Here is a 22295-nt window from a genome sequence, read left to right as displayed (position 1 = left end):
TATTACTCAGCCGACACCGAGCCGCCGGCAGCTTCGATCGCCGCCTTGGCACCCTTGGTCGCACCGACGCCGCGCAGCACGACCTTGCGGTCGATCGCGCCGGACAGCACCACCTTGGCCGACAGCGCATCGCCCGGCACCACGCCCGCCTGCTTCAGCGTCAGCAGATCGATTTCCTCGACCGGCACGGCCGCCAGTTCGGACAGGCGCACTTCGACGTTGCGGGCGCGCGTCAGCGACACGAAGCCACGCTTCGGCAGACGACGCTGCAGGGGCATCTGACCGCCCTCGAAACCCGTCTTGTGGAAACCGCCTGCGCGCGACTTCTGGCCCTTGTGGCCGCGGCCGCAGGTCTTGCCCAGGCCACTGCCGATGCCACGGCCGACGCGCTTGGCGGCCGACTTGGAGCCGGCACCCGGCTTGATGTTATTCAGGCGCATATCAACCCTCACGCTTGAGCAGGTAGGACACCTTGTTGATCATGCCGCGCACTTCGGGCGTATCCGCCAGCTCGACCGTGTGGTTGAGACGGCGCAGGCCCAGACCGCGCACGGTGGCGCGGTGCGACTGCTTGGTGCCGATCACGCTCTTGACGAGCGTCACCTTGATTTTCTTGTCCGACATCGCTTACCCCAGGATCTCTTCGACGGTCTTGCCGCGCTTGGCCGCAATTTCCGCCGGGGTGTTGATCGCCATCAGGCCGTTGATGGTGGCACGCACGACGTTGTAAGGATTGGCCGAGCCAATGCACTTGCAGATCACGTCGGTGACGCCCATCACTTCGAACACGGCGCGCATCGGGCCGCCGGCGATGATGCCGGTACCGGCCGGCGCGGGCTGCATCAGCACCGAGGCGGCGCCATGCTTGCCGATCACCGTGTGCTGCAGGGTGCCGTTCTTGAGCGAGACCTTGCGCAACTTGCGACGCGCTTCGTCCATCGCCTTCTGCACCGCCACCGGCACTTCGCGCGACTTGCCCTTGCCCATGCCGATCGCGCCGTCGCCGTCGCCGACCACGGTCAGTGCGGCAAAACCGAGAATCCGGCCGCCCTTGACGACCTTGGTCACGCGATTGATCGCGACCATCTTCTCCCGCAGGCCGTCATCGCGCTCGTCGGAGGCTTGCGCACGTTTGGTTTGCTGCTTAGCCATTCGATTCCTCGCTTAGAACTTGAGGCCGCCTTCGCGGGCAGCCTCGGCCAGCGCCTTGACGCGGCCGTGATACAGGAAGCCCGAGCGGTCGAACGCGACCTGCTCGATGCCGGCAGCCTTCGCACGCTCGGCGATCAGCTTGCCGACGAGTTCCGCGGCAGCCTTGTTGCCGCCGTTCGGCGCCTGGGCGCGGACATCGGCTTCGACCGTCGACGCTGCGGCGAGCACCTTGGAGCCGCAACCCGAGATGACCTGGGCGTAGATGTGGCAGTTGGACCGGAACACCGCGAGGCGAACCGCCTTGAGCTCCGCGAGTTTGGCGCGAGTTTTGCGCGCACGGCGAAGACGAGTTTCTTTCTTGTTCATGACGAACCGCCTTACTTCTTCTTGGTTTCCTTGAGAACCACCACTTCATCCGCGTAGCGGACGCCCTTGCCCTTGTAGGGTTCGGGAGCGCGGTAAGCTCTCACCTCGGCCGCAACCTGGCCAACCTTCTGCTTGTCGCTGCCCTTGATCAGGATCTCGGTCTGCGAAGGCGTTTCGACCTTCACGCCTTCCGGCATCTGGTGCACCACCGGATGCGAGAAACCGAGCGACAGGTTGAGCTTGTCGCCTTGGGCCTGGGCACGGTAGCCCACGCCGACCAGGGTCAGCTTGCGCTCGAAGCCCTTGGTCACGCCGGTCACCATGTTGTTCACCAGCGCACGGACGGTACCCGACATCGCGCGGGCGTTCTCCACGCCTTCGCGGGCCTTGCACACCAGCTCGTCGCCTTCGCGCTCGACGCTGACCTGGCCGGTCAGCGGCTGGCGCAGCGTACCCAGGGGGCCCTTGACGGCGATTTCGGCGTCGGAGATCACGACCTCGACACCCTTCGGAATCGCCACCGGATTCTTAGCTACACGAGACATTGCATCTCCCCCTTACGCGACCAGGCAGATGACTTCGCCGCCGACGCGGTTGGCACGCGCGCTGCGGTCGGTCATCACACCACGCGGCGTGGACACGATCGCGACACCGAGACCGTTCATCACGCGCGGCAGCTCGTCGCTACCCTTGTAGATACGGAGACCGGGGCGGCTGACACGCTCGATGCGCTCGATCACCGGGCGGCCCGCGTAGTACTTCAGCGTTACGTCCAGGGTCGGCTTGCCGGTTTCGTCGTTGACGGCGAAGCCGTCGATATAACCTTCGTCCTGCAGCACTTTCGCGATCGCGACCTTCAGCTTCGACGACGGCATCGACACGGATGCCTTCTGAGCCTGCTGGCCGTTGCGGATGCGCGTCAGCATGTCGGCGATGGGATCGGACATACTCATCTTCGAATTCTCCTTACCAGCTCGCCTTGGTCATGCCAGGCACTTCGCCGCGGAAAGCGATCTCGCGCAGCTTGTTGCGGCACAGACCGAACTTGCGGAACACACCGCGCGGACGACCGGTCAGCGCGCAACGATTGCGCTGACGCGTCGGGTTGGCATTGCGCGGCAGCTGCTGCAGCGCAAGACGGGCCGCCATGCGTTCTTCTTCGGACAGCTTGGTGTCCTGGACCTGCGCAACCAGCGCGGCACGCTTGGCGGCAAACTTGGCCACCAGCTTCGCACGCTTGGCTTCGCGGTTGATCAGAGCGAGTTTCGCCATATCACCCTCAATTCTTGAACGGGAACTTGAACGCACCCAGAAGCGCACGCGCCTCTTCGTCCGTCTTCGCCGTCGTCGTGATGCTGATGTTCATCCCGCGCAGAGCATCGATCTTGTCGTACTCGATTTCCGGGAAAATGATCTGTTCCTTGACGCCGAGGTTGTAGTTGCCACGGCCGTCGAAGCCCTTGGCACCAATACCGCGGAAGTCGCGAACGCGCGGCAGCGCGATCGTCACCAGGCGATCGAGGAATTCGAACATGCGCGGGCCGCGCAGCGTCACCATGCAGCCGATCGGATAGCCGTCGCGGATCTTGAAGCCGGCGATCGACTTGCGAGCCTTGGTCGCGACCGGCTTCTGGCCGGCGATCTTGGTCATGTCGCCGATGGCGTGTTCCAGAATCTTCTTGTCGCCGACGGCTTCACCGACACCCATGTTCAGGGTGATCTTGGTGATGCGCGGCACTTCCATCACGGACTTGTAGCCGAACTGCTTCTGCAGCGCCGGCGCGACTTCGTCCTTGTAAACCTGTTGCAAGCGAGCCATCGTCACTCCTTAGGCGTTCACCAGCTCGCCGTTCGACTTGAAGAAGCGGACCTTCTGGCCGTCTTCAAGCGTCTTGATCCCGACGCGATCACCCTTCTGGGTGGCGGGATTGAACAGCGCGACGTTCGAGACATGGATGGGCATTTCCTTTTCGACGATGCCACCCACTTCACCCTTCAGCGGATTCGGGCGCACGTGCTTCTTGACCCGATTCACACCTTCGACCACGACGCGCTCGTCATCGACGCGGCGCAGCACGGTGCCACGACGGCCGCGATCCTTGCCCGTCAGCACCACCACTTCGTCACCCTTGCGGATCTTGTTCATCTAGCGACTCCTCAGAGCACTTCAGGCGCCAGCGAGACGATCTTCATGAACCGCTCGGAGCGCAGCTCGCGCGTCACCGGCCCGAAGATACGGGTGCCGATCGGCTCGAGTTTGTTGTTCAGGAGGACGGCCGCGTTGTTGTCGAACTTGACCAGCGAGCCGTCAGGACGACGAACACCCTTGGCAGTGCGAACCACCACGGCGTTGTAGACGTCACCCTTCTTCACACGGCCACGCGGTGCGGCATCCTTCACGGTCACTTTGATGATGTCGCCGACGCCGGCATAGCGGCGCTTCGAACCACCCAGAACCTTGATGCACATCACCGAGCGTGCGCCGGTGTTGTCGGCCACGTCCAGTCTGGACTGCATTTGAATCATGAAAATATCTCCAACTTATCCCGCATTCGCGGACAGTCTTGGAACCCGTCAGGGTAGGATGCCCCGAGCGAGCCCCGGAGCAAAGAGGCAAAAGTATAACAGCCTGACGCCGAAGCGCCAAGCTGTTTTTTCGTTTGCTACTTACTCACCACTCAGATGACGCGTGCCTTCTCGAGCACCTTGGCGACACGCCAGGTCTTGGTGCGCGAGATCGGGCGGCATTCCTCGATTTCGACCAGATCACCGGCCGCGGCCGCGCCGTCTTCGACGTGCGCGTGGTACTTGGCCGAACGCGTGATGATCTTGCCGTACAGCGGATGCTTGACCCGGCTTTCGACCAGGACCGTGACGGTCTTCTGCATCTTGTCGCTCACCACACGCCCAACCAGCGCGCGACGAACCTTTTGAACCTGTTCGCTCATTGCTGACCCGCCTTTTCGCGCAGGATGGTGCGGACGCGCGCGATGTCGCGACGAACCTTCCCGATCTGACTCGTGTTACCCAACTGCTGCGTCGCGTGCTGCATGCGCAGCGAGAACTGCGCCTTCAGCAGTTCGACCAGCTCCGTGTTCAACTCATCAGCGCTCTTGGCGCGGAGTTCACTCGCCTTCATGCTCAAGCTCCCACCATGCGAGTCACGAAGACCGTCTCGATCGGAAGCTTGGCGGCTGCGAGCCGGAATGCTTCACGGGCGAGCGCTTCGTCCACGCCGTCCATCTCATACAGCACCTTGCCGGGCTGGATTTCCGCAACCCAGTACTCCGGGTTGCCCTTGCCGTTACCCATACGCACTTCGGCGGGCTTACGCGAAATCGGCTTGTCCGGGAAGATGCGGATCCAGATACGACCACCCCGCTTGATGTGGCGGGTCATCGCACGACGCGCCGATTCGATCTGGCGCGCGGTCAGGCGACCGCGGCCGACCGCCTTCAGCCCGAACTCGCCGAAGGACACCTTCGCACCACGGGTAGCGATACCGGTGTTGCGGCCCTTCTGCTCCTTGCGATATTTCCTTCTAGTCGGCTGCAGCATCATTCACCCCTGCTTTCTTCTTGCCGGCCTTCGCCACGACGGGCGGGACGGCGACCCGGACGGCCTTCGCCGTCACGCGGAGCGCCACGGCGGCCACGGCGGTTGTCGGCTTCAGGCTCGGCAGCGACCGGCTGTTCGTTGCGGCCCAGCATCTCGCCCTTGAACACCCAGACCTTGATACCGATGATGCCGTAGGTGGTCTTGGCTTCCGAGACGCCGTAGTCGATGTTGGCGCGCAGGGTGTGCAGCGGCACACGGCCTTCGCGATACCACTCCGTACGGGCGATTTCGGCGCCGTTCAGGCGGCCCGAGCTCATGATCTTGATGCCCTGGGCACCGAGGCGCATGGCGTTCTGCATCGCGCGCTTCATCGCACGGCGGAACATGATGCGCTTCTCGAGCTGCTGCGCGATCGAGTCGGCGATCAGCTTGGCATCGACTTCGGGCTTGCGCACTTCCTCGATGTTGACGTGGACCGGCACGCCGACGATCTTCTGCAGATCGCGCTTCAGCGCTTCGATGTCCTCGCCCTTCTTGCCGATCACGACACCCGGGCGGGCGCTGTACAGCGTCACGCGGGCGTTCTTGGCCGGACGCTCGATGACCACGCGGCCGACCGAGGCGTGCGCCAGGCGCTTCTTCAGGTACTCACGCACCTTCAGGTCTTCGTGCAGCATACCGGCGTAGTCACGGCTGGAAGCGAACCAGCGCGAACCCCAGTCACGCGTGACGGCGAGACGGAAGCCAGTGGGATTGATTTTCTGACCCATGTTCTCTCCTTACTCGCCGACGGTCACGTAGACGTGGCAGGTGGGCTTGAGGATGCGGTTGCCGCGACCCTTCGCACGCGCGGTGAAGCGCTTCAGCGTCATGCCTTCTTCCACGTGAATGGTCTTGACCTTCAGCGCGTCGATATCGGCGCCATCGTTGTGCTCGGCGTTGGCAATGGCCGACTCGACCACCTTGCGGATGATCTTGGCGCCGCGCTTCGGCGAGAACGCCAGGATGTTCAGCGCCTGCTCGACGGACTTGCCGCGAACCAGGTCGGCGACCAGGCGGCCCTTCTGGGCCGACAGCCGAACGCCACGGAGAATTGCTTTGGTTTCCATGTCGTCCCTCTTAGCGCTTGGCCTTCTTGCTGGCGGCGTGACCCTTGAAGGTACGCGTCAGCGCGAATTCACCCAGCTTGTGGCCGACCATGTTCTCGGTCACGAACACCGGGATGTGCTGCTTGCCGTTATGCACGGCAATCGTCAGACCGATGAAATCGGGCAGAACCGTGGAACGGCGCGACCAGGTCTTGATCGGGCGCTTGTCGTTGCTCGTCCGTGCCGCGTCGACCTTCTTCAGCAGGTGCGCGTCGATGAACGGGCCTTTTTTGATAGAACGTGCCATCTTTTACCCCTTAACGCTTGTGACGACGCTGCACGATCATGTTGTCGGTGCGCTTGTTGCTACGGGTGCGATAACCCTTGGCAGGCGTACCCCACGGGCTGACCGGCTCGCGAGCCTCGCCGGTGCGGCCTTCGCCACCACCGTGCGGGTGATCGACCGGGTTCATCGCCACACCGCGGACGGTCGGGCGGATGCCGCGCCAGCGGTTGGCACCGGCCTTGCCGATCTTGCGCAGACCGTGTTCGCCGTTGCCGACTTCACCGATCGTTGCACGGCACTCGACGTGCACGCGGCGGATTTCACCGGAACGCAGACGCAGCTGGGCATAGCTGCCCTCGCGCGCCAGCAGCTGCACCGAGGTACCCGCGGCACGGGCGATCTGCGCACCCTTGCCCGGCATCATTTCGATGCAGTGGATCGTCGAACCGACCGGAATGTTGCGGATCGGCAGCGCGTTGCCCGGACGGATCGGCGCTTCGACGCCGCTCAGCAGTTGCTGGCCGACTTCGACGCCACGCGGCGCGATGATGTAGCGGCGCTCGCCATCGGCGTAGCACAGCAGCGCGATGTTCGCCGAACGGTTCGGGTCGTACTCGATGCGCTCGACCTTCGCCGGGATGCCGTCCTTGTTGCGACGGAAATCGACGATGCGGTAGTGCTGCTTGTGACCGCCGCCCTGGTGGCGGATGGTGATGCGACCGCTGTTGTTGCGGCCGGCATTCTTGCTCTGCTTCTCGACCAGCGAGGCGAGCGGACGGCCCTTGTACAGATCGGGATTGACGATCTTGACCTGGGCACGACGACCGGCCGAGGTCGGCTTGAGTTTTACGATTGCCATGATCTATTACTCCCCGGCCGCGAAGTTGATTTCCTGGCCGGGCTTCAGGCAGACGAAAGCCTTCTTCCAGTCCTTGCGGCGCCCCATGGTCTTGCCGAAACGCTTGGCCTTGCCCTTGACGTTCAGCACCTGAACGGACTTGACCTCGACCTTGAACAGCGACTCGACAGCCGCCTTCACTTCGGGCTTGGTGGCGTCGGATGCGACCTTGAACACCACTTGCTCATTCTTGTCGGCGACGAAAGTCGCCTTTTCGGAGATCTGCGGGGCGAGCAGCACCTGCAGCAGACGTTCCTGACTGATCGCGCTCATTGCCACGCTTCCTCCATCTTCGCCAGCGCACCCTTGGTGACCAGCACCTTCGGGAAACGCACCAGCGACACCGGATCCGCTTCGCTGACCGACAGCACCAGCACCTGGTGCAGGTTGCGCGAAGACAGGAACAGGTTCTCGTCGATTTCGTCGGTGATGACCAGGACGGAGTCCAGGCCCATGCCCTTCAGCTTCTGCGACAGCAGACGGGTCTTCGGCGCCTCGACGCTGAAGCTGTCGACCACCGCCAGGCGATCTTCACGCGCCAGTTGCGACAGGATCGCCGCCACGCCCGCGCGGTACATCTTGCGGTTGACCTTCTGGCTGAAGTTTTCGTCCGGCGTATTCGGGAAGACCTTGCCGCCTCCGCGCCACAGCGGGCTCGAAGCCATACCGGCGCGGGCGTTGCCCGTACCTTTCTGGCGGAAGGGCTTGCGGGTCGACTTGGCGACCTCGGAGCGACCCTTCTGCTTGCGATTACCCGAACGCGCATTGGCGAGATAGGCCGTCACGACCTGGTGCACCAGCGCTTCGTTGTAATCACGGCCAAACAGCACATCCGACGCTTCCAGCGTCGACGCGGCCTGACCCTGATCATTCAAGAGTTTCAGTTCCATTCCGCGCTCCTCAAGCCTTGACCGCCGGGCAGACGACGACGTCGCCACCCTTCGAACCGGGCACAGCACCCTTCACCAGCAGCAGCTGGCGCTCGGCGTCGACACGAACGATCTCCAGACCCTGGGTCGTGCGCTGGACGTTGCCGTACTGACCGGCCATGCGCTTGCCCGGGAACACGCGACCCGGATCCTGCGCCATACCGATCGAACCGGGCGAGCGGTGCGAAATGGAGTTACCGTGGGAAGCACGGTTGGACGAGAAGTTGTGACGCTTGATCGGACCCTGGAAGCCCTTACCGATCGTCACACCCGTCACGTCGACCTTCTGGCCGACCTGGAACAGGTCGGCGCTGATCACGTCGCCGGCATTGAAGCCTGCGAGCTGATCTTCGGCGACGCGGAATTCCTTCATGCCGCGGCAGGGCTCGACGCCCGCCTTGGCCAGATGGCCTGCCACCGGCTTGGTGATCCGGCTGGCGCGACGCTTGCCATAAGCGACCTGAACCGCGGCATAACCGTCGGTTTCAGAGGTCTTGATCTGGGACACACGATTATCCGACACGTCAAGCACCGTCACCGGGATGGACCTGCCATCCTCGGCGAAAATGCGAGTCATGCCGACCTTGCGTCCAACAAGGCCTAGACTCATATTTTTCTCCTGAATCCCGGTTGCGATTGACCGGGGGTCACAATTAATGCGCCAAAAGGCACAAAGGCCGGATTATACCGGCCTGTTCCAAACTTTCGCAAGCAGGGATTGCTTACTGCAGCTTGATCTCGACATCCACACCTGCCGGAAGGTCCAGCTTCATCAGTGCATCGACCGTCTTGTCGGTCGGATCGATGATGTCCATCAGGCGCTGATGCGTACGGATTTCCATCTGGTCGCGCGAAGCCTTGTTGACGTGCGGCGAACGCAGCAGGTCGAAACGCTCGATGCGGGTCGGCAGCGGCACGGGGCCACGGACGACGGCGCCGGTGCGCTTGGCGGTATCGACGATCTCGAGCGCCGACTGGTCGATCAGGCGATAGTCGAAGGCCTTCAGACGGATGCGGATTTTCTGGTTCTGCATGGTATTTCCTAAAGAGCGAAAAGAGCATTGGGCGGAATCCGGGGATTCCGCCCGCAACGAGTATTACTCGATGACCTTGGCGACGACGCCGGCGCCGACGGTGCGGCCGCCTTCACGGATCGCGAAGCGCAGACCTTCTTCCATTGCGATCGGCGCGATCAGCTTCACCGTGATCGACACGTTGTCGCCCGGCATCACCATCTCGGTGCCTTCCGGCAGTTCGATCGAGCCGGTCACGTCCGTCGTACGGAAATAGAACTGCGGACGGTAGTTGTTGAAGAACGGCGTGTGACGACCACCCTCTTCCTTCGACAGCACGTAGATCTCGCCCGTGAAGTGCGTGTGCGGCGTGATCGAACCCGGCTTGCACAGCACCTGGCCACGCTCGACGTCTTCACGCTTGGTGCCGCGCAGCAGCACGCCCACGTTGTCGCCCGCCTGACCCTGGTCCAGCAGCTTGCGGAACATTTCCACGCCGGTGCAGGTGGTCTTGACCGTCGGCTTGATGCCGACGATTTCGATTTCCTCGCCAACCTTGACGACACCGCGCTCGACACGGCCGGTCACCACGGTGCCGCGGCCCGAGATCGAGAACACGTCTTCGATCGGCAGCAGGAAAGGCTTGTCGATCGCGCGTTCCGGCGTCGGGATGTAGCTGTCCAGCGCATCGGCCAGGCGGAAGATCGCCGGTTCGCCGATGTCCGACTGGTCGCCTTCGAGCGCCTTCAGCGCCGAACCCTTGATGATCGGGATGTCGTCGCCCGGGAAGTCGTACTTCGACAGCAGCTCGCGCACTTCCATCTCGACCAGTTCGAGCAGCTCTTCGTCGTCGACCATGTCGCACTTGTTCAGGAACACGACGATGTAGGGCACGCCGACCTGGCGAGCCAGCAGGATGTGCTCGCGGGTCTGCGGCATCGGGCCGTCGGCGGCCGAGCACACCAGGATCGCGCCGTCCATCTGCGCGGCACCGGTGATCATGTTCTTGACGTAGTCGGCGTGGCCCGGGCAGTCGACGTGGGCGTAATGGCGCGTCGCGGTTTCGTATTCGACGTGCGCGGTGTTGATCGTGATCCCGCGTGCCTTCTCTTCCGGCGCGCTATCGATCGACGCATAGTCCTTCGCTTCACCGCCGAACTTCTTCGTCAGCACCGTCGTGATCGCGGCCGTCAGCGTCGTCTTGCCGTGGTCAACGTGACCAATCGTGCCAACGTTGACGTGCGGCTTGGTACGTTCGAACTTACCCTTTGCCATGTCTGTGAGTCCTCTGGTTTGTCGTTACTGTGAATCTGTGAATGATTACTTGCGGCTGCTGATGACGGCTTCGGCAACGCTCTTCGGAGCTTCGGCGTAGTGCTTGAACTCCATCGAGTAGGTCGCGCGACCCTGGGTCAGCGAGCGCAGCTGGGTAGCGTAGCCGAACATTTCGGCCAGCGGCACCTCGGCCTTGATTTCCTTCATGCCGCCCGGGATGTCGTCCATGCCCTGGACGATGCCACGGCGGCCCGACAGGTCGCCCATGACGTTGCCCATGTAGTCTTCCGGGGTCTCGACCACGACCGCCATCATCGGCTCGAGCAGCACCGGGCTGGCGCGGCGCATGGCTTCCTTGAAGGCCATCGAACCGGCCATCTTGAACGCATTTTCGTTCGAGTCCACATCGTGGTACGAACCGAAGTGCAGCGTGACCTTGACATCGACCACCGGGAAGCCGGCGAGGATACCGTTGTTGAGGGTTTCCTGGATGCCCTTGTCGACCGCCGGGATGTACTCGCGCGGCACCACGCCGCCCTTGACCGCATCGACGAACTCGTAGCCCTTGCCCTGCTCGGCCGGCTCGAGGTTGATGACAACGTGACCGTACTGGCCGCGGCCGCCGGACTGCTTGACGAACTTGCCTTCGACGTCGTTGGCAGCCTTGCGGATGGTTTCGCGATAGGCGACCTGCGGTGCGCCGACGTTGGCTTCGACGTTGAATTCGCGCTTCATGCGGTCGACGATGATCTCGAGGTGCAGCTCACCCATGCCCGAGATGATGGTCTGGCCCGACTCTTCGTCGGTACGCACGCGGAAGGACGGATCTTCGGCAGCCAGGCGGCTGAGGGCCAGACCCATCTTCTCCTGGTCGCCCTTGGTCTTCGGCTCGACGGCGACGTGGATCACCGGATCCGGGAAGACCATGCGCTCGAGGATGACCGGCGCGGAAACGTCGCACAGGGTCTCGCCGGTGGTGACGTCCTTGAGGCCGACCACGGCGGCGATGTCGCCCGCCAGCACTTCCTTGATTTCTTCGCGATCGTTGGCGTGCATCTGCAGCAGGCGGCCGATGCGCTCCTTCTTGTTCTTGACCGAGTTCAGCACGGTCGAACCCGACTCCAGCACGCCCGAATAGACGCGGATGAAGGTCAGCTGGCCGACGAAGGGGTCGGTCATCAGCTTGAAGGCCAGCGCCGAGAACTTCTCGTCGTCCCGGGCATGGCGCACGACTTCCTTCTCGTCGTCATCGACACCGGCGACCGGCGGAATGTCGACCGGCGACGGCAGGTACTGGATCACGGCGTCGAGCATGCGCTGCACGCCCTTGTTCTTGAACGCGGTGCCGCACAGCATCGGCTGGATTTCGCAGGCCAGGGTACGGGCGCGCAGACCAGCGATGACCTCTTCCTCGGAAAGCTCGCCTTCCTCGAGGTACTTGTTCATCAGCTCTTCGGACGCCTCGGCAGCCGCTTCGACCATGTTGGCGCGCCATTCTTCGGCCACGCCGACGATGTCGGCCGGGATTTCGCCGTATTCGAACTTCATGCCCTGGGAAGCTTCGTCCCAGATGATCGCCTTCATCTTCAGCAGATCGACGACACCCTTGAAGGTATCTTCCGCACCGATCGGCACGACGACCGGCACCGGGTTCGCCTTCAGGCGGGTCTTCATCTGGTCAACGACCTTGAAGAAGTTGGCGCCGGAGCGGTCCATCTTGTTCACGAAGGCCAGACGCGGCACCTTGTACTTGGTCGCCTGGCGCCACACGGTTTCCGACTGGGGCTGAACGCCACCCACCGCGCAGTAGACCATGCAGGCACCGTCGAGCACGCGCATCGAGCGCTCGACTTCGATGGTGAAGTCGACGTGTCCCGGGGTATCGATGATGTTGAAGCGGTGCTCGGGGTAGGACTGATCCATACCCTTCCAGAAGCAGGTCACGGCCGCCGAGGTGATCGTGATGCCGCGCTCCTGCTCCTGCGCCATCCAGTCGGTAGTCGCCGCGCCGTCATGCACCTCGCCGAGCTTGTGGCTCACGCCGGTGTAGAAGAGGATGCGCTCGGTCGTAGTCGTCTTGCCGGCGTCGATGTGAGCGGAGATACCGATATTGCGGTAGCGCTCGATGGGAGTCTTGCGAGCCACGTTTTACCTGCCTTCTGTTATGCGCGCACTGGTCGCGATCAACGAATTTCTTGCGTTAGAAAACAATCGAGCCCTGTACAGGGCCCGAGATACCGCTACTGACGAGGATCAGAAGCGGAAGTGCGAGAATGCCTTGTTGGCTTCGGCCATGCGGTGTACTTCTTCGCGCTTCTTCATGGCGGCGCCACGGCCTTCGGCGGCCTCGAGCAGTTCGCCGGCGAGACGCTGGGCCATCGACTTCTCGGCACGCTTGCGCGCGGCTTCGCGCAGCCAGCGCATCGACAGCGCCATGCGGCGCGACGGACGGACTTCGACCGGAACCTGGTAGTTGGCACCGCCGACGCGGCGGCTCTTGACCTCGACCACCGGCTTGACGTTGCCGACCGCCGCCGAGAACACTTCCAGCGGATCCTTGCCGGCCTTGGCAGTGATGTGATTGAACGCACCATAGACGATGCGCTCGGCAACGGACTTCTTGCCCGACTGCATGATCACGTTGATGAACTTCGAAACGTCCTGGCTACCGAACTTCGGGTCCGGCAGGACATCGCGCTTGGGTACTTCACGACGACGCGGCATGACAACCTCTCGCTAAATTTCTTGGGCCAACAATCAGGCTTTCTTCGGACGCTTCGCGCCGTACTTGGAACGCGACTGCTTGCGATCCTTGACGCCCTGCAAGTCGAGGGAGCCGCGAACGATGTGGTAGCGCACACCGGGCAAGTCCTTCACACGGCCGCCACGGATCAGCACGACGGAGTGCTCCTGCAGGTTGTGGCCTTCACCGCCGATATACGAGATGACCTCGAAACCGTTGGTCAGGCGAACCTTGGCGACCTTACGCAGCGCCGAGTTCGGCTTCTTCGGGGTCGTGGTATAGACGCGGGTGCACACACCACGCTTCTGCGGGCAAGCTTCCAGGGCCGGAACCTTGCTCTTCGAAGCTTCCATCTGGCGCGGCTTGCGGACAAGCTGATTGATTGTTGGCATAGCTTAAGAATTTCCCAAAAAACCGAGGCAGCCCACCACGGGCCGCCTCGGGCGGATGATTCCGGCTGCGACCGACTACGATTGGTCGGTCCACAAAAAGAGGCCGGATTCTAGTCCGAGACGGCAGAAAAAGTCAACCGGCCTCGATGTCCTGATTCGGCTCGACGGCGATCTCGGTCGCCCACGCATGTTCCGGTCCCAGATCGACCCCCTGCTCCTGCGCCTTGCGGCTGCGGTGGTAGGCCAGGCCGGTGCCGGCCGGAATCAGGCGGCCGACGATGACGTTTTCCTTCAGGCCGCGCAGTTCGTCGCGCTTGCCCATGATCGCGGCTTCGGTCAGCACGCGGGTGGTTTCCTGGAAGGACGCCGCCGAGATGAAGGAGTCGGTCGACAGCGAAGCCTTGGTGATGCCGAGCAGCACGTTCTCGTACTGCGCCGGCAGCTTGCCTTCTGCTTCCATGCGGTCGTTCTCGTCCAGCACTTCGGAGCGCTCCACCTGCTCTTCGCGGATGAACCTGGTGTCGCCGGCATCGGTGATCACGACGCGGCGCAGCATCTGGCGGACGATCACCTCGATGTGCTTGTCGTTGATCTTCACGCCCTGCAGGCGATAGACGTCCTGGACCTCGTCGATGATGTAGCGGGCCAGTTCGTTGATGCCCTGCAGGCGCAGGATGTCGTGCGGATCGGCCGGGCCGTCGACGATGAGTTCGCCCTTGTTCACCACCTGGCCGTCGTGCACCATCAGGTGCTTGTCCTTCGGGATCAGGAACTCGTGCGCAGTGCCGTCCGGCTCGGTGATCACCAGGCGCTGCTTGCCCTTGGTTTCCTTGCCGAACGAGACCGTGCCGGTGTACTCGGCGAGCATGCCGGCATCCTTCGGTGCGCGCGCTTCGAACAGCTCGGCAACGCGCGGCAGACCGCCGGTGATGTCGCGGGTCTTGGCCGATTCCTGCGGAATGCGCGCCAGCACCTCGCCGACGCCGATCTGCTGACCGTCCTTGACGGTGATCAGCGAACCGACCTGGAAGGTGATCGCCACCGCGTGGTCGGTACCGGCGATCTTCACTTCCTCGCCGTTCTCGTCCAGCAGCTTGACCTGCGGCCGCACGCCCTTGGCGCTGCCCGTCGCCGAGCGGCGCTTGGAGTCGATCACGACCAGCGTGGACAGACCGGTGATTTCGTCGATCTGCTTGGCGACGGTGACGCCTTCCTCGACGTTCTCGAACTTCACCGTACCGCTGTACTCGGTGACGATCGGGCGGGTGTGCGGATCCCAGCTCGCCAGCTGGGTGCCGGCCTTGACCGCGGCGCCGTCCTCGACCAGCAGCAGTGCGCCGTAGGGCAGCTTGTGGCGCTCGCGCTCGCGGCCCATGTCGTCGGCGACGACGACTTCGGCCGAACGCGCGATGACGACCTTCTCGCCCTTGGCGTTGGAAACGTAGCGCATGTTGCCGGCGAAGCGGATGGTGCCGCCCGACTTGGCTTCGACGCCGCTGGCCGCCGCCGCCCGCGACGCCGCACCACCGACGTGGAAGGTACGCATCGTCAGCTGGGTGCCGGGCTCGCCGATCGACTGCGCGGCGATGACGCCGACCGCTTCGCCGGCATTGACCATCGAGCCGCGGCCGAGGTCGCGGCCATAGCACTTGGCGCACAGGCCGTAGCGGGTTTCGCAGGTCAGCGGCGTGCGCACCTTGACTTCGTCCACGCCCAGGCCTTCGATCGCGTCGACCGCGCTTTCATCGAGCAGGCTGCCCGCTTCGATCACGGTTTCCTGCGTGTCGGGGTTGACCACGTCCTCGGCCGTGACGCGGCCCAGGATGCGCTCGCGCAGCGGCTCGACGACCTCGCCGCCCTCGATCAGCGCCTTCATGGCGAAGCCTTCGCGGGTGCCGCAGTCGTCCTCGATCACCACCAGATCCTGGGTGACGTCGACCAGGCGGCGGGTCAGGTAGCCGGAGTTCGCAGTCTTCAACGCCGTATCGGCCAGACCCTTACGCGCACCATGGGTCGAGATGAAGTACTGCAGAACGTTCAGGCCTTCGCGGAAGTTCGTCGTGATCGGCGTCTCGATGATCGAGCCGTCCGGCTTCGCCATCAGGCCACGCATGCCGGCCAACTGGCGGATCTGCGCTGCGGAACCGCGCGCGCCCGAGTCGGCCATCATGTAGATCGAGTTGAACGATTCCTGGCGGACGGTCTTGCCTTCGCGGTTCACGACTTCCTCGGAACCGAGCTGTTCCATCATCGCCTTGGCGACCTGGTCGCCGCAGCGGCCCCAGATATCGACGACCTTGTTGTAACGCTCACCGTCGGTCACCAGACCGGAGGTGTATTGCTGGGCGATTTCCTTGACTTCGGCTTCGGCGGCACGGATCAGGTCGTGCTTGGCGGTCGGCACCAGCATGTCCTTGACCGCGATCGACAGGCCGGCGCGGGTCGCCAGGCCGTAGCCGAACTGCATCAGGCGGTCGGCGAAGATCACCGTCGCGCGCAGGCCGCAGCGGCGGAACGAGGCGTTGATCAGCTTGGAGATTTCCTTCTTCTTCAGCGGCTTGTCGATGACGCTGAACGGCAGCCCGGCCGGCAGGATTTCCGACAGGATGGCGCGGCCGGCGGTGGTGTCGTAGCGCTTGATCTTCTCGATGCGCTCGCCGTTGGGGCCGAGGTCGGCTTCCTTCAGGCGCACGGTGATGCGCGCATGCAGCGCGATCTGGCCGGATTCGTAGGCGCGCTTGACCTCGCCGACGTCGGTGAACAGCATGCCTTCGCCCGGCACGTTCACCCTTCGCGGGTGGCGTAGTACAGGCCCAGCACGATGTCCTGCGACGGCACGATGATCGGCTCGCCGTTGGCGGGCGACAGCACGTTGTTGGAGGCCAGCATCAGGGTGCGGGCTTCCATCTGCGCTTCGAGCGACAGCGGCACGTGGACGGCCATCTGGTCGCCGTCGAAGTCGGCGTTGAAGGCGACGCAGACCAGCGGGTGGAGCTGGATCGCCTTGCCTTCGATCAGCACCGGCTCGAAAGCCTGGATGCCGAGGCGGTGCAGCGTCGGCGCGCGGTTCAGCAGCACCGGGTGCTCGCGGATCACCTCTTCGAGGATGTCCCACACCACCGGCTCCTGCGACTCCACCATCTTCTTGGCCTGCTTGATGGTCGTGGCCAGGCCCATCAGCTCGAGCTTGTTGAAGATGAAGGGCTTGAACAGTTCCAGCGCCATCAGCTTCGGCAGACCGCACTGGTGCAGCTTGAGCTGCGGACCCACGGTGATCACCGAACGGCCCGAATAGTCGACGCGCTTGCCCAGCAGGTTCTGGCGGAAGCGGCCGCCCTTGCCCTTGATCATGTCGGCCAGCGACTTCAGCGGACGCTTGTTGGCGCCGGTCATGGCCTTGCCGCGGCGGCCGTTGTCGAGCAGCGAGTCGACCGCTTCCTGCAGCATGCGCTTCTCGTTGCGCACGATGATGTCGGGCGCCTTGAGCTCGAGCAGGCGCTTCAGGCGGTTGTTGCGGTTGATGACGCGGCGGTAGAGGTCGTTCAGGTCCGAAGTGGCGAAGCGGCCGCCGTCCAGCGGCACCAGCGGGCGCAGGTCGGGCGGCAGCACCGGCAGCACTTCGAGCACCATCCACTCCGGCTTGATGCCGGACTGCTGGAAGGCCTCCAGCACCTTCAGGCGCTTGGAGAACTTCTTGATCTTGGCTTCGGAGTTGGTGGTCTCGAGGTCGCCGCGCAGCTTCTCGACTTCCAGGCTGACGTCGAGCGTGCGCAGCAGCTCGCGGATGCCTTCGGCGCCCATCACGGCGTCGAAGTCGTCACCGTATTCCTCGACCTTGGCGAGGTAGTCGTCCTCGGTCAGCAGCTGGCCGCGGTTGAGCGGAGTCATGCCCGGCTCGACGACGACGAAGGCTTCGAAGTACAGCACGCGCTCGATGTCGCGCAGGGTCATGTCGAGCACCATGCCGAGACGGCTCGGCAGGCTCTTCAGGAACCAGATGTGGGCGACCGGCGAGGCCAGCTCGATGTGGCCCATGCGCTCGCGGCGCACCTTGGACAGGGTCACTTCGACGCCGCACTTCTCGCAGATCACGCCGCGGTGCTTGAGGCGCTTGTACTTGCCGCAGAGGCACTCGTAGTCCTTCACCGGGCCGAAGATCTTGGCGCAGAACAGGCCATCGCGCTCCGGCTTGAAAGTGCGGTAGTTGATGGTTTCCGGCTTCTTCACTTCGCCGTAGGACCAGGTGCGGATCTTGTCGGGCGAGGCGAGCCCGATGGTGATCGCGTCGAACTCTTCCTCGTTCGGCAGGGTTTGCTTGAACAGGTCAGCGAGCAGGCTTTTCATCTATCACTCCATCCGGGCCGCCGCATCGTGTGCGGCGGCCCCGGGATTCAATCGCAGGCAGGTTGTTGGCTGGAAATCTCGGTTCTCAGTCGCGGTCGAGATCGATGTCGATCGCGAGCGAGCGGATTTCCTTCACCAGCACGTTGAAGGATTCCGGCATGCCGGAATCGATCTTGTGCTCGCCCTTGACGATGTTTTCGTACACCTTGGTCCGGCCGGTCACGTCATCGGACTTGACCGTCAGCATCTCCTGCAGCGTGTAGGCCGCGCCGTAGGCTTCCAGCGCCCACACTTCCATTTCACCGAAGCGCTGGCCGCCGAACTGCGCCTTGCCGCCCAGCGGCTGCTGGGTGACGAGCGAGTACGGGCCGGTCGAGCGGGCGTGCATCTTGTCGTCGACCAGGTGGTGCAGCTTCAGCACGTGCTTGTAGCCCACCGTGACCTTGCGCTCGAAGGCTTCGCCGGTGCGGCCGTCGAACAGCGTGACCTGGCCGCCGACCGGCAGGCCGGCGAGTTCCAGCATCTGCTCGATCTCGGACTCCTTGGCACCGTCGAACACCGGCGTGGCGAAGGGCACGCCCTTCTTCAGGTTGCCGGCGAGATCCAGCACTTCTTCCTCGCTCAGGCCGGCGATGTCTTCCGACTTGCCGCTGCGGTTGTAGATCTGGTCCATGAAGCCGCGCAGTTCTTCAGCCGAGGCCTGCGCCTGCAGCATCTTGTCGATCTGCTGGCCCAGGCCCTTCGCCGCCCAGCCGAGGTGGGTCTCGAGGATCTGGCCGATGTTCATCCGCGACGGCACGCCCAGCGGGTTCAGCACGATGTCGAGCGGGGTGCCGTCTTCCATGTAGGGCATGTCCTCGACCGGCACGATCTTCGACACCACGCCCTTGTTGCCGTGGCGGCCGGCCATCTTGTCGCCCGGCTGCAGGCGGCGCTTGACCGCCAGGTAGACCTTGACCATCTTCTGCACGCCCGGCGGCAGTTCGTCGCCCTGGGTGAGCTTCTTCTTCTTGATCTCGAAAGCCTGATCGAAGTCCTTGCGGGTGTTCTCCAGGCCTTCGCGCACGGCTTCGAGCTGGGTCGCCAGGGTCTCGTCGGCCAGACGGATGTCGAACCAGTGGTAGAACTCGAGCGAGTCGAGGTATTCCTCGCTCAGCTCGGCGCCCTTGGCCAGCTTCTTCGGCCCGCCATTGACCTTCTGGCCCAGGATCATGCGCTTGATACGGGCGAAGGCGTCACGCTCGACGATGCGCATCTGGTCGGCCAGATCGGTCTTGAAGCTGCGCAGCTGGTCGTCGATGATCGACTGCGCGCGCTTGTCGCGCTCGATGCCTTCGCGGGTGAACACCTGCACGTCGATGACGGTGCCGACCATGCCCGAAGGCACGCGCAGCGAGGTGTCCTTCACGTCGGAAGCCTTCTCGCCGAAGATCGCGCGCAGCAGCTTTTCCTCCGGCGTCAGCTGGGTCTCGCCCTTCGGCGTGACCTTGCCGACCAGCACGTCGCCGGCCTCGACTTCGGCGCCGATATAGACGATGCCCGATTCATCCAGGCGCGACAGCTGCGCCTCGCCCAGCGACGCGATGTCGCGGGTGATTTCCTCGGGTCCGAGCTTGGTGTCGCGGGCGACGACGGTCAGTTCCTCGACGTGGATCGAGGTGAAGCGGTCGTCGGCGACCACGCGTTCGGAGATCAGGATCGAGTCTTCGAAGTTGTAGCCGTTCCACGGCATGAAGCCAACCAGCATGTTCTGGCCCAGCGCGAGTTCGCCGAGGTCGGTCGAGGCGCCGTCGGCGACGACGTCGCCCTTGGCGATGCGGTCGCCCACCTTCACCACCGGACGCTGGTTGATGTTGGTGTTCTGGTTCGAACGGGTGTACTTGATCATGTTGTAGATGTCGACGCCGACTTCACCCGCCAGGGCTTCGTCGTCGTTGACACGCACCACGATACGGTTGGCGTCGACGTAGTCGACCACCCCGCCGCGCATCGCCTGCACCGCGGTGCCCGAGTCGACCGCCACGCGGCGCTCGATGCCGGTACCGACCAGCGGCTTCTCCGGACGCAGGCAGGGCACGGCCTGGCGCTGCATGTTGGCGCCCATCAGTGCGCGGTTGGCGTCGTCGTGTTCCAGGAAGGGAATCAGCGAGGCGGCGACCGACACGATCTGGCCCGGCGCGACGTCCATGTACTGCACCATGTCCGCGGTCGCCAGCAGGAACTCGCCCTTGTGGCGGCACGACACCAGGTCGCCGACGAGTTCGCCGGCTTCGTCGATCTCGGCGTTCGCCTGGGCGATCACGTACTGGCCTTCCTCGATCGCCGACAGGAAGTCGATCTGGTCGGTGACCTTGCCGTCCACCACCTTGCGGTACGGCGTCTCGAGGAAGCCGTGGCGGTTGGTGCGGGCATACACGGCCAGCGAGTTGATCAGGCCGATGTTCGGACCTTCCGGCGTTTCGATCGGGCACACGCGGCCGTAGTGGGTCGGGTGCACGTCGCGCACTTCGAAGCCGGCGCGTTCGCGGGTCAGACCGCCCGGGCCGAGCGCCGAGACGCGGCGCTTGTGCGTGATCTCGGACAGCGGGTTGGTCTGGTCCATGAACTGCGACAGCTGGCTGGAGCCGAAGAACTCCTTGATCGCCGCCGAGATCGGCTTGGCGTTGATCAGGTCGTGCGGCATCAGGTTGTCGGATTCGGCCTGCGACAGGCGCTCCTTGACCGCGCGCTCGACGCGCACCAGGCCGGCACGGAACTGGTTCTCGGCCAATTCGCCGACCGAACGCACGCGGCGGTTGCCGAGGTGGTCGATGTCGTCGATCTCGCCGCGGCCGTTGCGCAGCTCGACCAGCACGCCGATCACGGCCAGGATGTCCTCATTGACCAGCACGCCCGGGCCATCCTCGCCCTGGGCGCCGACCTGTTCGTAGAAGCGCTTGAGCCAGCCCGGCGCCTTGTCGTCGATCTTCTCGGGGTAGGCGCGGCGGTTGAACTTCATGCGGCCGACCGAGGACAGATCGTAGCGCTCCTCGGCATAGAACAGGCCGTTGAACAGACCTTCCACCGCATCCTCGGTGGGCGGCTCGCCCGGACGCATCATGCGGTAGATCGCGACCTTGGCGCCCCACTGGTCGGTGGTCTCGTCGATGCGCAGGGTCTGCGAGATATAGCCGCCGCGGTCGAGGTCGTTGATGTACAGCGTGCGCAGGTCGGTGACGCCGGCCAGGCGCAGCTTGTCCAGCAGGTCCTCGGTCAGTTCGTCGTTGGCGCGCGCCAGCACTTCGCCGGTCTCGGGATCGGCGATGTCGTTGGCGATCACGCGGCCGAGGACGAATTCGTCCGGCACGCCGATGGTCCTGACGCCGGCCTGGTCGATCTCGCGGATGTGCTTGGAGGTGATGCGCTTGTCACGCGCGACGATGATCTTGCCGTCCGGCGTGACGATGTCGAAGCGCGCCACTTCGCCGCGCAGGCGATCGGGCACCAGCTCGAACTGGGCGCCTTCGCTCTGCAGGTGGAAATTGTCGAAGTCGTGGAAGGTCGCCAGGATCTCTTCCGGGCTCATGCCGATGGCGCGCAGCAGGATCGTCACCGGCATCTTGCGGCGGCGGTCGACGCGGAAGTAGAGGTAGTCCTTCGGATCGAACTCGAAGTCGAGCCAGGAGCCGCGGTAGGGAATGATGCGGGCCGAGAACAGCAGCTTGCCCGAGGAATGGGTCTTGCCGCGGTCGTGCTCGAAGAACACGCCGGGCGAACGGTGCAGCTGCGAGACGATGACGCGCTCGGTACCGTTGATGACGAAGGAACCGGTGGTGGTCATGAGCGGAATCTCGCCCATGTACACTTCCTGCTCCTTCACTTCCTTGATCGTTTCCTTCGGCGCTTCGCGGTCCATGATGACCAGGCGCACGCGCGCGCGCAGCGGCGAAGCGAAGGTGAGGCCGCGCTGCTGGCACTCCTTCACGTCGAAGGCAGGCTCGCCCAGCATGTACTGGACGAACTCGAGCCGTGCGTTGCCGCTGTGGCTCGAGATCGGGAAGATCGAGGTGAAGGCCGCCTGCAGGCCTTGGTTGCGCCTTGCTTCCGGCAGGGTTTCGGCCTGCAGGAATTCGGCGAAGGACTCGATCTGGGTGGCGAGCAGGAAAGGCGCATCGAGCACGGCCGCGCGCTTGGCGAAGCTCTTGCGGATACGTTTCTTTTCGGTGTAGGAATACGCCATGGATGCTCCGGCTAGAGGGCTGACATCTAAAA

At 63.8% G+C, this 22295-nt stretch carries 26 protein-coding genes and 1 pseudogene; all 27 read right to left on the bottom strand.

The window, feature by feature from the left end; all coding sequences use genetic code 11:
* Window positions 1-2: 2 nt before the first annotated feature.
* The 27 genes and pseudogenes from rplO to rpoB all read right to left on the bottom strand — a co-directional run bounded on the left by rplO (window position 3) and on the right by rpoB (window position 22263).
* Window positions 3-440, bottom strand: a complete 438-nt coding sequence (gene rplO, locus AAFL97_RS02440; RefSeq protein ID WP_068638408.1) for a 50S ribosomal protein L15 — start codon at window positions 438-440, stop codon at window positions 3-5.
* A 1-nt stretch (window position 441) separates the two neighbouring features.
* A complete protein-coding gene (gene rpmD, locus AAFL97_RS02435; RefSeq protein WP_004332362.1) occupies window positions 442-624 on the bottom strand; it encodes a 50S ribosomal protein L30 in 183 nt (60 codons plus the stop codon).
* 3 nt (window positions 625-627) lie between these two features.
* Complete coding sequence (gene rpsE / locus AAFL97_RS02430) at window positions 628-1152, bottom strand: 30S ribosomal protein S5 (RefSeq protein ID WP_004332363.1); 525 nt, start codon at window positions 1150-1152, stop codon at window positions 628-630.
* Between the two features lie 12 nt (window positions 1153-1164).
* Window positions 1165-1518 (bottom strand): 50S ribosomal protein L18, encoded by a 354-nt coding sequence (rplR, locus tag AAFL97_RS02425; RefSeq protein WP_263460827.1) that lies wholly within the window; start codon window positions 1516-1518, stop codon window positions 1165-1167.
* An 11-nt stretch (window positions 1519-1529) separates the two neighbouring features.
* On the bottom strand, window positions 1530-2063 hold the full coding sequence (rplF, locus tag AAFL97_RS02420) for a 50S ribosomal protein L6 (protein ID WP_263460826.1): 534 nt from the start codon (window positions 2061-2063) through the stop codon (window positions 1530-1532).
* A gap of 12 nt (window positions 2064-2075) precedes the next feature.
* The gene (gene rpsH, locus AAFL97_RS02415; protein WP_263460825.1) at window positions 2076-2471 is read right to left on the bottom strand and encodes a 30S ribosomal protein S8; all 396 of its coding nucleotides are present in this window, start codon (window positions 2469-2471) and stop codon (window positions 2076-2078) included.
* A 13-nt stretch (window positions 2472-2484) separates the two neighbouring features.
* The gene (gene rpsN, locus AAFL97_RS02410) at window positions 2485-2790 is read right to left on the bottom strand and encodes a 30S ribosomal protein S14 (protein ID WP_341643566.1); all 306 of its coding nucleotides are present in this window, start codon (window positions 2788-2790) and stop codon (window positions 2485-2487) included.
* Window positions 2791-2797: 7 nt separating this feature from the next.
* Window positions 2798-3337 (bottom strand): 50S ribosomal protein L5, encoded by a 540-nt coding sequence (gene rplE, locus AAFL97_RS02405; RefSeq protein WP_004258233.1) that lies wholly within the window; start codon window positions 3335-3337, stop codon window positions 2798-2800.
* Between the two features lie 9 nt (window positions 3338-3346).
* Window positions 3347-3664 carry a 50S ribosomal protein L24 gene (gene rplX / locus AAFL97_RS02400; RefSeq protein ID WP_263460823.1) on the bottom strand — a complete coding sequence of 106 codons (318 nt, stop codon included), beginning with the start codon at window positions 3662-3664 and terminating at the stop codon, window positions 3347-3349.
* A gap of 11 nt (window positions 3665-3675) precedes the next feature.
* Window positions 3676-4044 (bottom strand): 50S ribosomal protein L14, encoded by a 369-nt coding sequence (rplN, locus tag AAFL97_RS02395; protein WP_004332368.1) that lies wholly within the window; start codon window positions 4042-4044, stop codon window positions 3676-3678.
* 152 nt (window positions 4045-4196) lie between these two features.
* A complete protein-coding gene (rpsQ, locus tag AAFL97_RS02390) occupies window positions 4197-4466 on the bottom strand; it encodes a 30S ribosomal protein S17 (protein WP_068638399.1) in 270 nt (89 codons plus the stop codon).
* Entirely contained in the window at window positions 4463-4657 is a 195-nt protein-coding gene (gene rpmC, locus AAFL97_RS02385) for a 50S ribosomal protein L29 (protein WP_068638397.1), read from the bottom strand. Before rpmC ends, rpsQ begins: the two co-directional genes overlap by 4 nt.
* A gap of 2 nt (window positions 4658-4659) precedes the next feature.
* Entirely contained in the window at window positions 4660-5076 is a 417-nt protein-coding gene (rplP, locus tag AAFL97_RS02380) for a 50S ribosomal protein L16 (RefSeq protein WP_068638402.1), read from the bottom strand.
* The gene (rpsC, locus tag AAFL97_RS02375; RefSeq protein ID WP_068638395.1) at window positions 5076-5846 is read right to left on the bottom strand and encodes a 30S ribosomal protein S3; all 771 of its coding nucleotides are present in this window, start codon (window positions 5844-5846) and stop codon (window positions 5076-5078) included. Before rpsC ends, rplP begins: the two co-directional genes overlap by 1 nt.
* A gap of 9 nt (window positions 5847-5855) precedes the next feature.
* The gene (gene rplV / locus AAFL97_RS02370; RefSeq protein WP_263460822.1) at window positions 5856-6185 is read right to left on the bottom strand and encodes a 50S ribosomal protein L22; all 330 of its coding nucleotides are present in this window, start codon (window positions 6183-6185) and stop codon (window positions 5856-5858) included.
* A 10-nt stretch (window positions 6186-6195) separates the two neighbouring features.
* Window positions 6196-6471 carry a 30S ribosomal protein S19 gene (rpsS, locus tag AAFL97_RS02365; RefSeq protein ID WP_002931587.1) on the bottom strand — a complete coding sequence of 92 codons (276 nt, stop codon included), beginning with the start codon at window positions 6469-6471 and terminating at the stop codon, window positions 6196-6198.
* Between the two features lie 10 nt (window positions 6472-6481).
* Window positions 6482-7309 (bottom strand): 50S ribosomal protein L2, encoded by an 828-nt coding sequence (gene rplB, locus AAFL97_RS02360; protein ID WP_341643565.1) that lies wholly within the window; start codon window positions 7307-7309, stop codon window positions 6482-6484.
* Window positions 7310-7315: 6 nt separating this feature from the next.
* Window positions 7316-7621: a 50S ribosomal protein L23 gene (rplW, locus tag AAFL97_RS02355; RefSeq protein WP_263460820.1), complete on the bottom strand. Its 306-nt coding sequence runs from the start codon at window positions 7619-7621 to the stop codon at window positions 7316-7318.
* Window positions 7618-8238, bottom strand: coding sequence for a 50S ribosomal protein L4 (rplD, locus tag AAFL97_RS02350; RefSeq protein WP_341643564.1), 621 nt, complete (start codon window positions 8236-8238; stop codon window positions 7618-7620). The genes rplW and rplD overlap by 4 nt, the downstream gene beginning before the upstream one ends.
* Before the next feature lie 10 nt (window positions 8239-8248).
* Window positions 8249-8887, bottom strand: coding sequence for a 50S ribosomal protein L3 (rplC, locus tag AAFL97_RS02345; protein WP_263460818.1), 639 nt, complete (start codon window positions 8885-8887; stop codon window positions 8249-8251).
* A 112-nt stretch (window positions 8888-8999) separates the two neighbouring features.
* Entirely contained in the window at window positions 9000-9311 is a 312-nt protein-coding gene (gene rpsJ / locus AAFL97_RS02340; RefSeq protein WP_002931577.1) for a 30S ribosomal protein S10, read from the bottom strand.
* Window positions 9312-9374: 63 nt separating this feature from the next.
* Window positions 9375-10565, bottom strand: a complete 1191-nt coding sequence (tuf, locus tag AAFL97_RS02335; RefSeq protein WP_341643561.1) for an elongation factor Tu — start codon at window positions 10563-10565, stop codon at window positions 9375-9377.
* 45 nt (window positions 10566-10610) lie between these two features.
* Window positions 10611-12710, bottom strand: a complete 2100-nt coding sequence (fusA, locus tag AAFL97_RS02330; RefSeq protein ID WP_263460817.1) for an elongation factor G — start codon at window positions 12708-12710, stop codon at window positions 10611-10613.
* Window positions 12711-12818: 108 nt separating this feature from the next.
* Entirely contained in the window at window positions 12819-13289 is a 471-nt protein-coding gene (rpsG, locus tag AAFL97_RS02325; protein WP_263460816.1) for a 30S ribosomal protein S7, read from the bottom strand.
* Between the two features lie 33 nt (window positions 13290-13322).
* Window positions 13323-13700: a 30S ribosomal protein S12 gene (gene rpsL, locus AAFL97_RS02320; RefSeq protein ID WP_004258162.1), complete on the bottom strand. Its 378-nt coding sequence runs from the start codon at window positions 13698-13700 to the stop codon at window positions 13323-13325.
* Window positions 13701-13833: 133 nt separating this feature from the next.
* A pseudogene (gene rpoC / locus AAFL97_RS02315) lies at window positions 13834-18044 on the bottom strand (DNA-directed RNA polymerase subunit beta').
* 85 nt (window positions 18045-18129) lie between these two features.
* On the bottom strand, window positions 18130-22263 hold the full coding sequence (rpoB, locus tag AAFL97_RS02310) for a DNA-directed RNA polymerase subunit beta (protein WP_341643563.1): 4134 nt from the start codon (window positions 22261-22263) through the stop codon (window positions 18130-18132).
* Window positions 22264-22295: the final 32 nt, after the last annotated feature.

The sequence above is a fragment of the Thauera sp. SDU_THAU2 genome (assembly GCF_038260575.1).
In the GTDB taxonomy this organism is placed as follows: domain Bacteria; phylum Pseudomonadota; class Gammaproteobacteria; order Burkholderiales; family Rhodocyclaceae; genus Thauera.
This window is presented reverse-complemented; position numbering and strand designations above follow the sequence as displayed.

What these genes read in the sequence shown, in the direction of transcription:
- rpsQ (WP_068638399.1), bottom strand. Translation starts at nt 4,466, where the DNA reads ATGAGCGAACAGGTTCAAAAGGTTCGTCGCGCGCTGGTTGGGCGTGTG.
- rplD (WP_341643564.1), bottom strand. Translation starts at nt 8,238, where the DNA reads ATGGAACTGAAACTCTTGAATGATCAGGGTCAGGCCGCGTCGACGCTG.
- rpmD (WP_004332362.1), bottom strand. Translation starts at nt 624, where the DNA reads ATGTCGGACAAGAAAATCAAGGTGACGCTCGTCAAGAGCGTGATCGGC.
- rplV (WP_263460822.1), bottom strand. Translation starts at nt 6,185, where the DNA reads ATGGAAACCAAAGCAATTCTCCGTGGCGTTCGGCTGTCGGCCCAGAAG.
- rplC (WP_263460818.1), bottom strand. Translation starts at nt 8,887, where the DNA reads ATGAGTCTAGGCCTTGTTGGACGCAAGGTCGGCATGACTCGCATTTTC.
- rplF (WP_263460826.1), bottom strand. Translation starts at nt 2,063, where the DNA reads ATGTCTCGTGTAGCTAAGAATCCGGTGGCGATTCCGAAGGGTGTCGAG.
- rpsG (WP_263460816.1), bottom strand. Translation starts at nt 13,289, where the DNA reads ATGCCGCGTCGTCGTGAAGTACCCAAGCGCGATGTCCTGCCGGACCCG.
- rpsN (WP_341643566.1), bottom strand. Translation starts at nt 2,790, where the DNA reads ATGGCGAAACTCGCTCTGATCAACCGCGAAGCCAAGCGTGCGAAGCTG.
- rplN (WP_004332368.1), bottom strand. Translation starts at nt 4,044, where the DNA reads ATGATTCAAATGCAGTCCAGACTGGACGTGGCCGACAACACCGGCGCA.
- rplX (WP_263460823.1), bottom strand. Translation starts at nt 3,664, where the DNA reads ATGAACAAGATCCGCAAGGGTGACGAAGTGGTGGTGCTGACGGGCAAG.
- rpsC (WP_068638395.1), bottom strand. Translation starts at nt 5,846, where the DNA reads ATGGGTCAGAAAATCAATCCCACTGGCTTCCGTCTCGCCGTCACGCGT.
- rplR (WP_263460827.1), bottom strand. Translation starts at nt 1,518, where the DNA reads ATGAACAAGAAAGAAACTCGTCTTCGCCGTGCGCGCAAAACTCGCGCC.
- rpsS (WP_002931587.1), bottom strand. Translation starts at nt 6,471, where the DNA reads ATGGCACGTTCTATCAAAAAAGGCCCGTTCATCGACGCGCACCTGCTG.
- rplP (WP_068638402.1), bottom strand. Translation starts at nt 5,076, where the DNA reads ATGCTGCAGCCGACTAGAAGGAAATATCGCAAGGAGCAGAAGGGCCGC.
- rplO (WP_068638408.1), bottom strand. Translation starts at nt 440, where the DNA reads ATGCGCCTGAATAACATCAAGCCGGGTGCCGGCTCCAAGTCGGCCGCC.
- rplE (WP_004258233.1), bottom strand. Translation starts at nt 3,337, where the DNA reads ATGGCTCGCTTGCAACAGGTTTACAAGGACGAAGTCGCGCCGGCGCTG.
- rpsE (WP_004332363.1), bottom strand. Translation starts at nt 1,152, where the DNA reads ATGGCTAAGCAGCAAACCAAACGTGCGCAAGCCTCCGACGAGCGCGAT.
- rplB (WP_341643565.1), bottom strand. Translation starts at nt 7,309, where the DNA reads ATGGCAATCGTAAAACTCAAGCCGACCTCGGCCGGTCGTCGTGCCCAG.
- rpsH (WP_263460825.1), bottom strand. Translation starts at nt 2,471, where the DNA reads ATGAGTATGTCCGATCCCATCGCCGACATGCTGACGCGCATCCGCAAC.
- rpsL (WP_004258162.1), bottom strand. Translation starts at nt 13,700, where the DNA reads ATGCCAACAATCAATCAGCTTGTCCGCAAGCCGCGCCAGATGGAAGCT.
- rplW (WP_263460820.1), bottom strand. Translation starts at nt 7,621, where the DNA reads ATGAGCGCGATCAGTCAGGAACGTCTGCTGCAGGTGCTGCTCGCCCCG.
- rpmC (WP_068638397.1), bottom strand. Translation starts at nt 4,657, where the DNA reads ATGAAGGCGAGTGAACTCCGCGCCAAGAGCGCTGATGAGTTGAACACG.
- tuf (WP_341643561.1), bottom strand. Translation starts at nt 10,565, where the DNA reads ATGGCAAAGGGTAAGTTCGAACGTACCAAGCCGCACGTCAACGTTGGC.
- rpoB (WP_341643563.1), bottom strand. Translation starts at nt 22,263, where the DNA reads ATGGCGTATTCCTACACCGAAAAGAAACGTATCCGCAAGAGCTTCGCC.
- rpsJ (WP_002931577.1), bottom strand. Translation starts at nt 9,311, where the DNA reads ATGCAGAACCAGAAAATCCGCATCCGTCTGAAGGCCTTCGACTATCGC.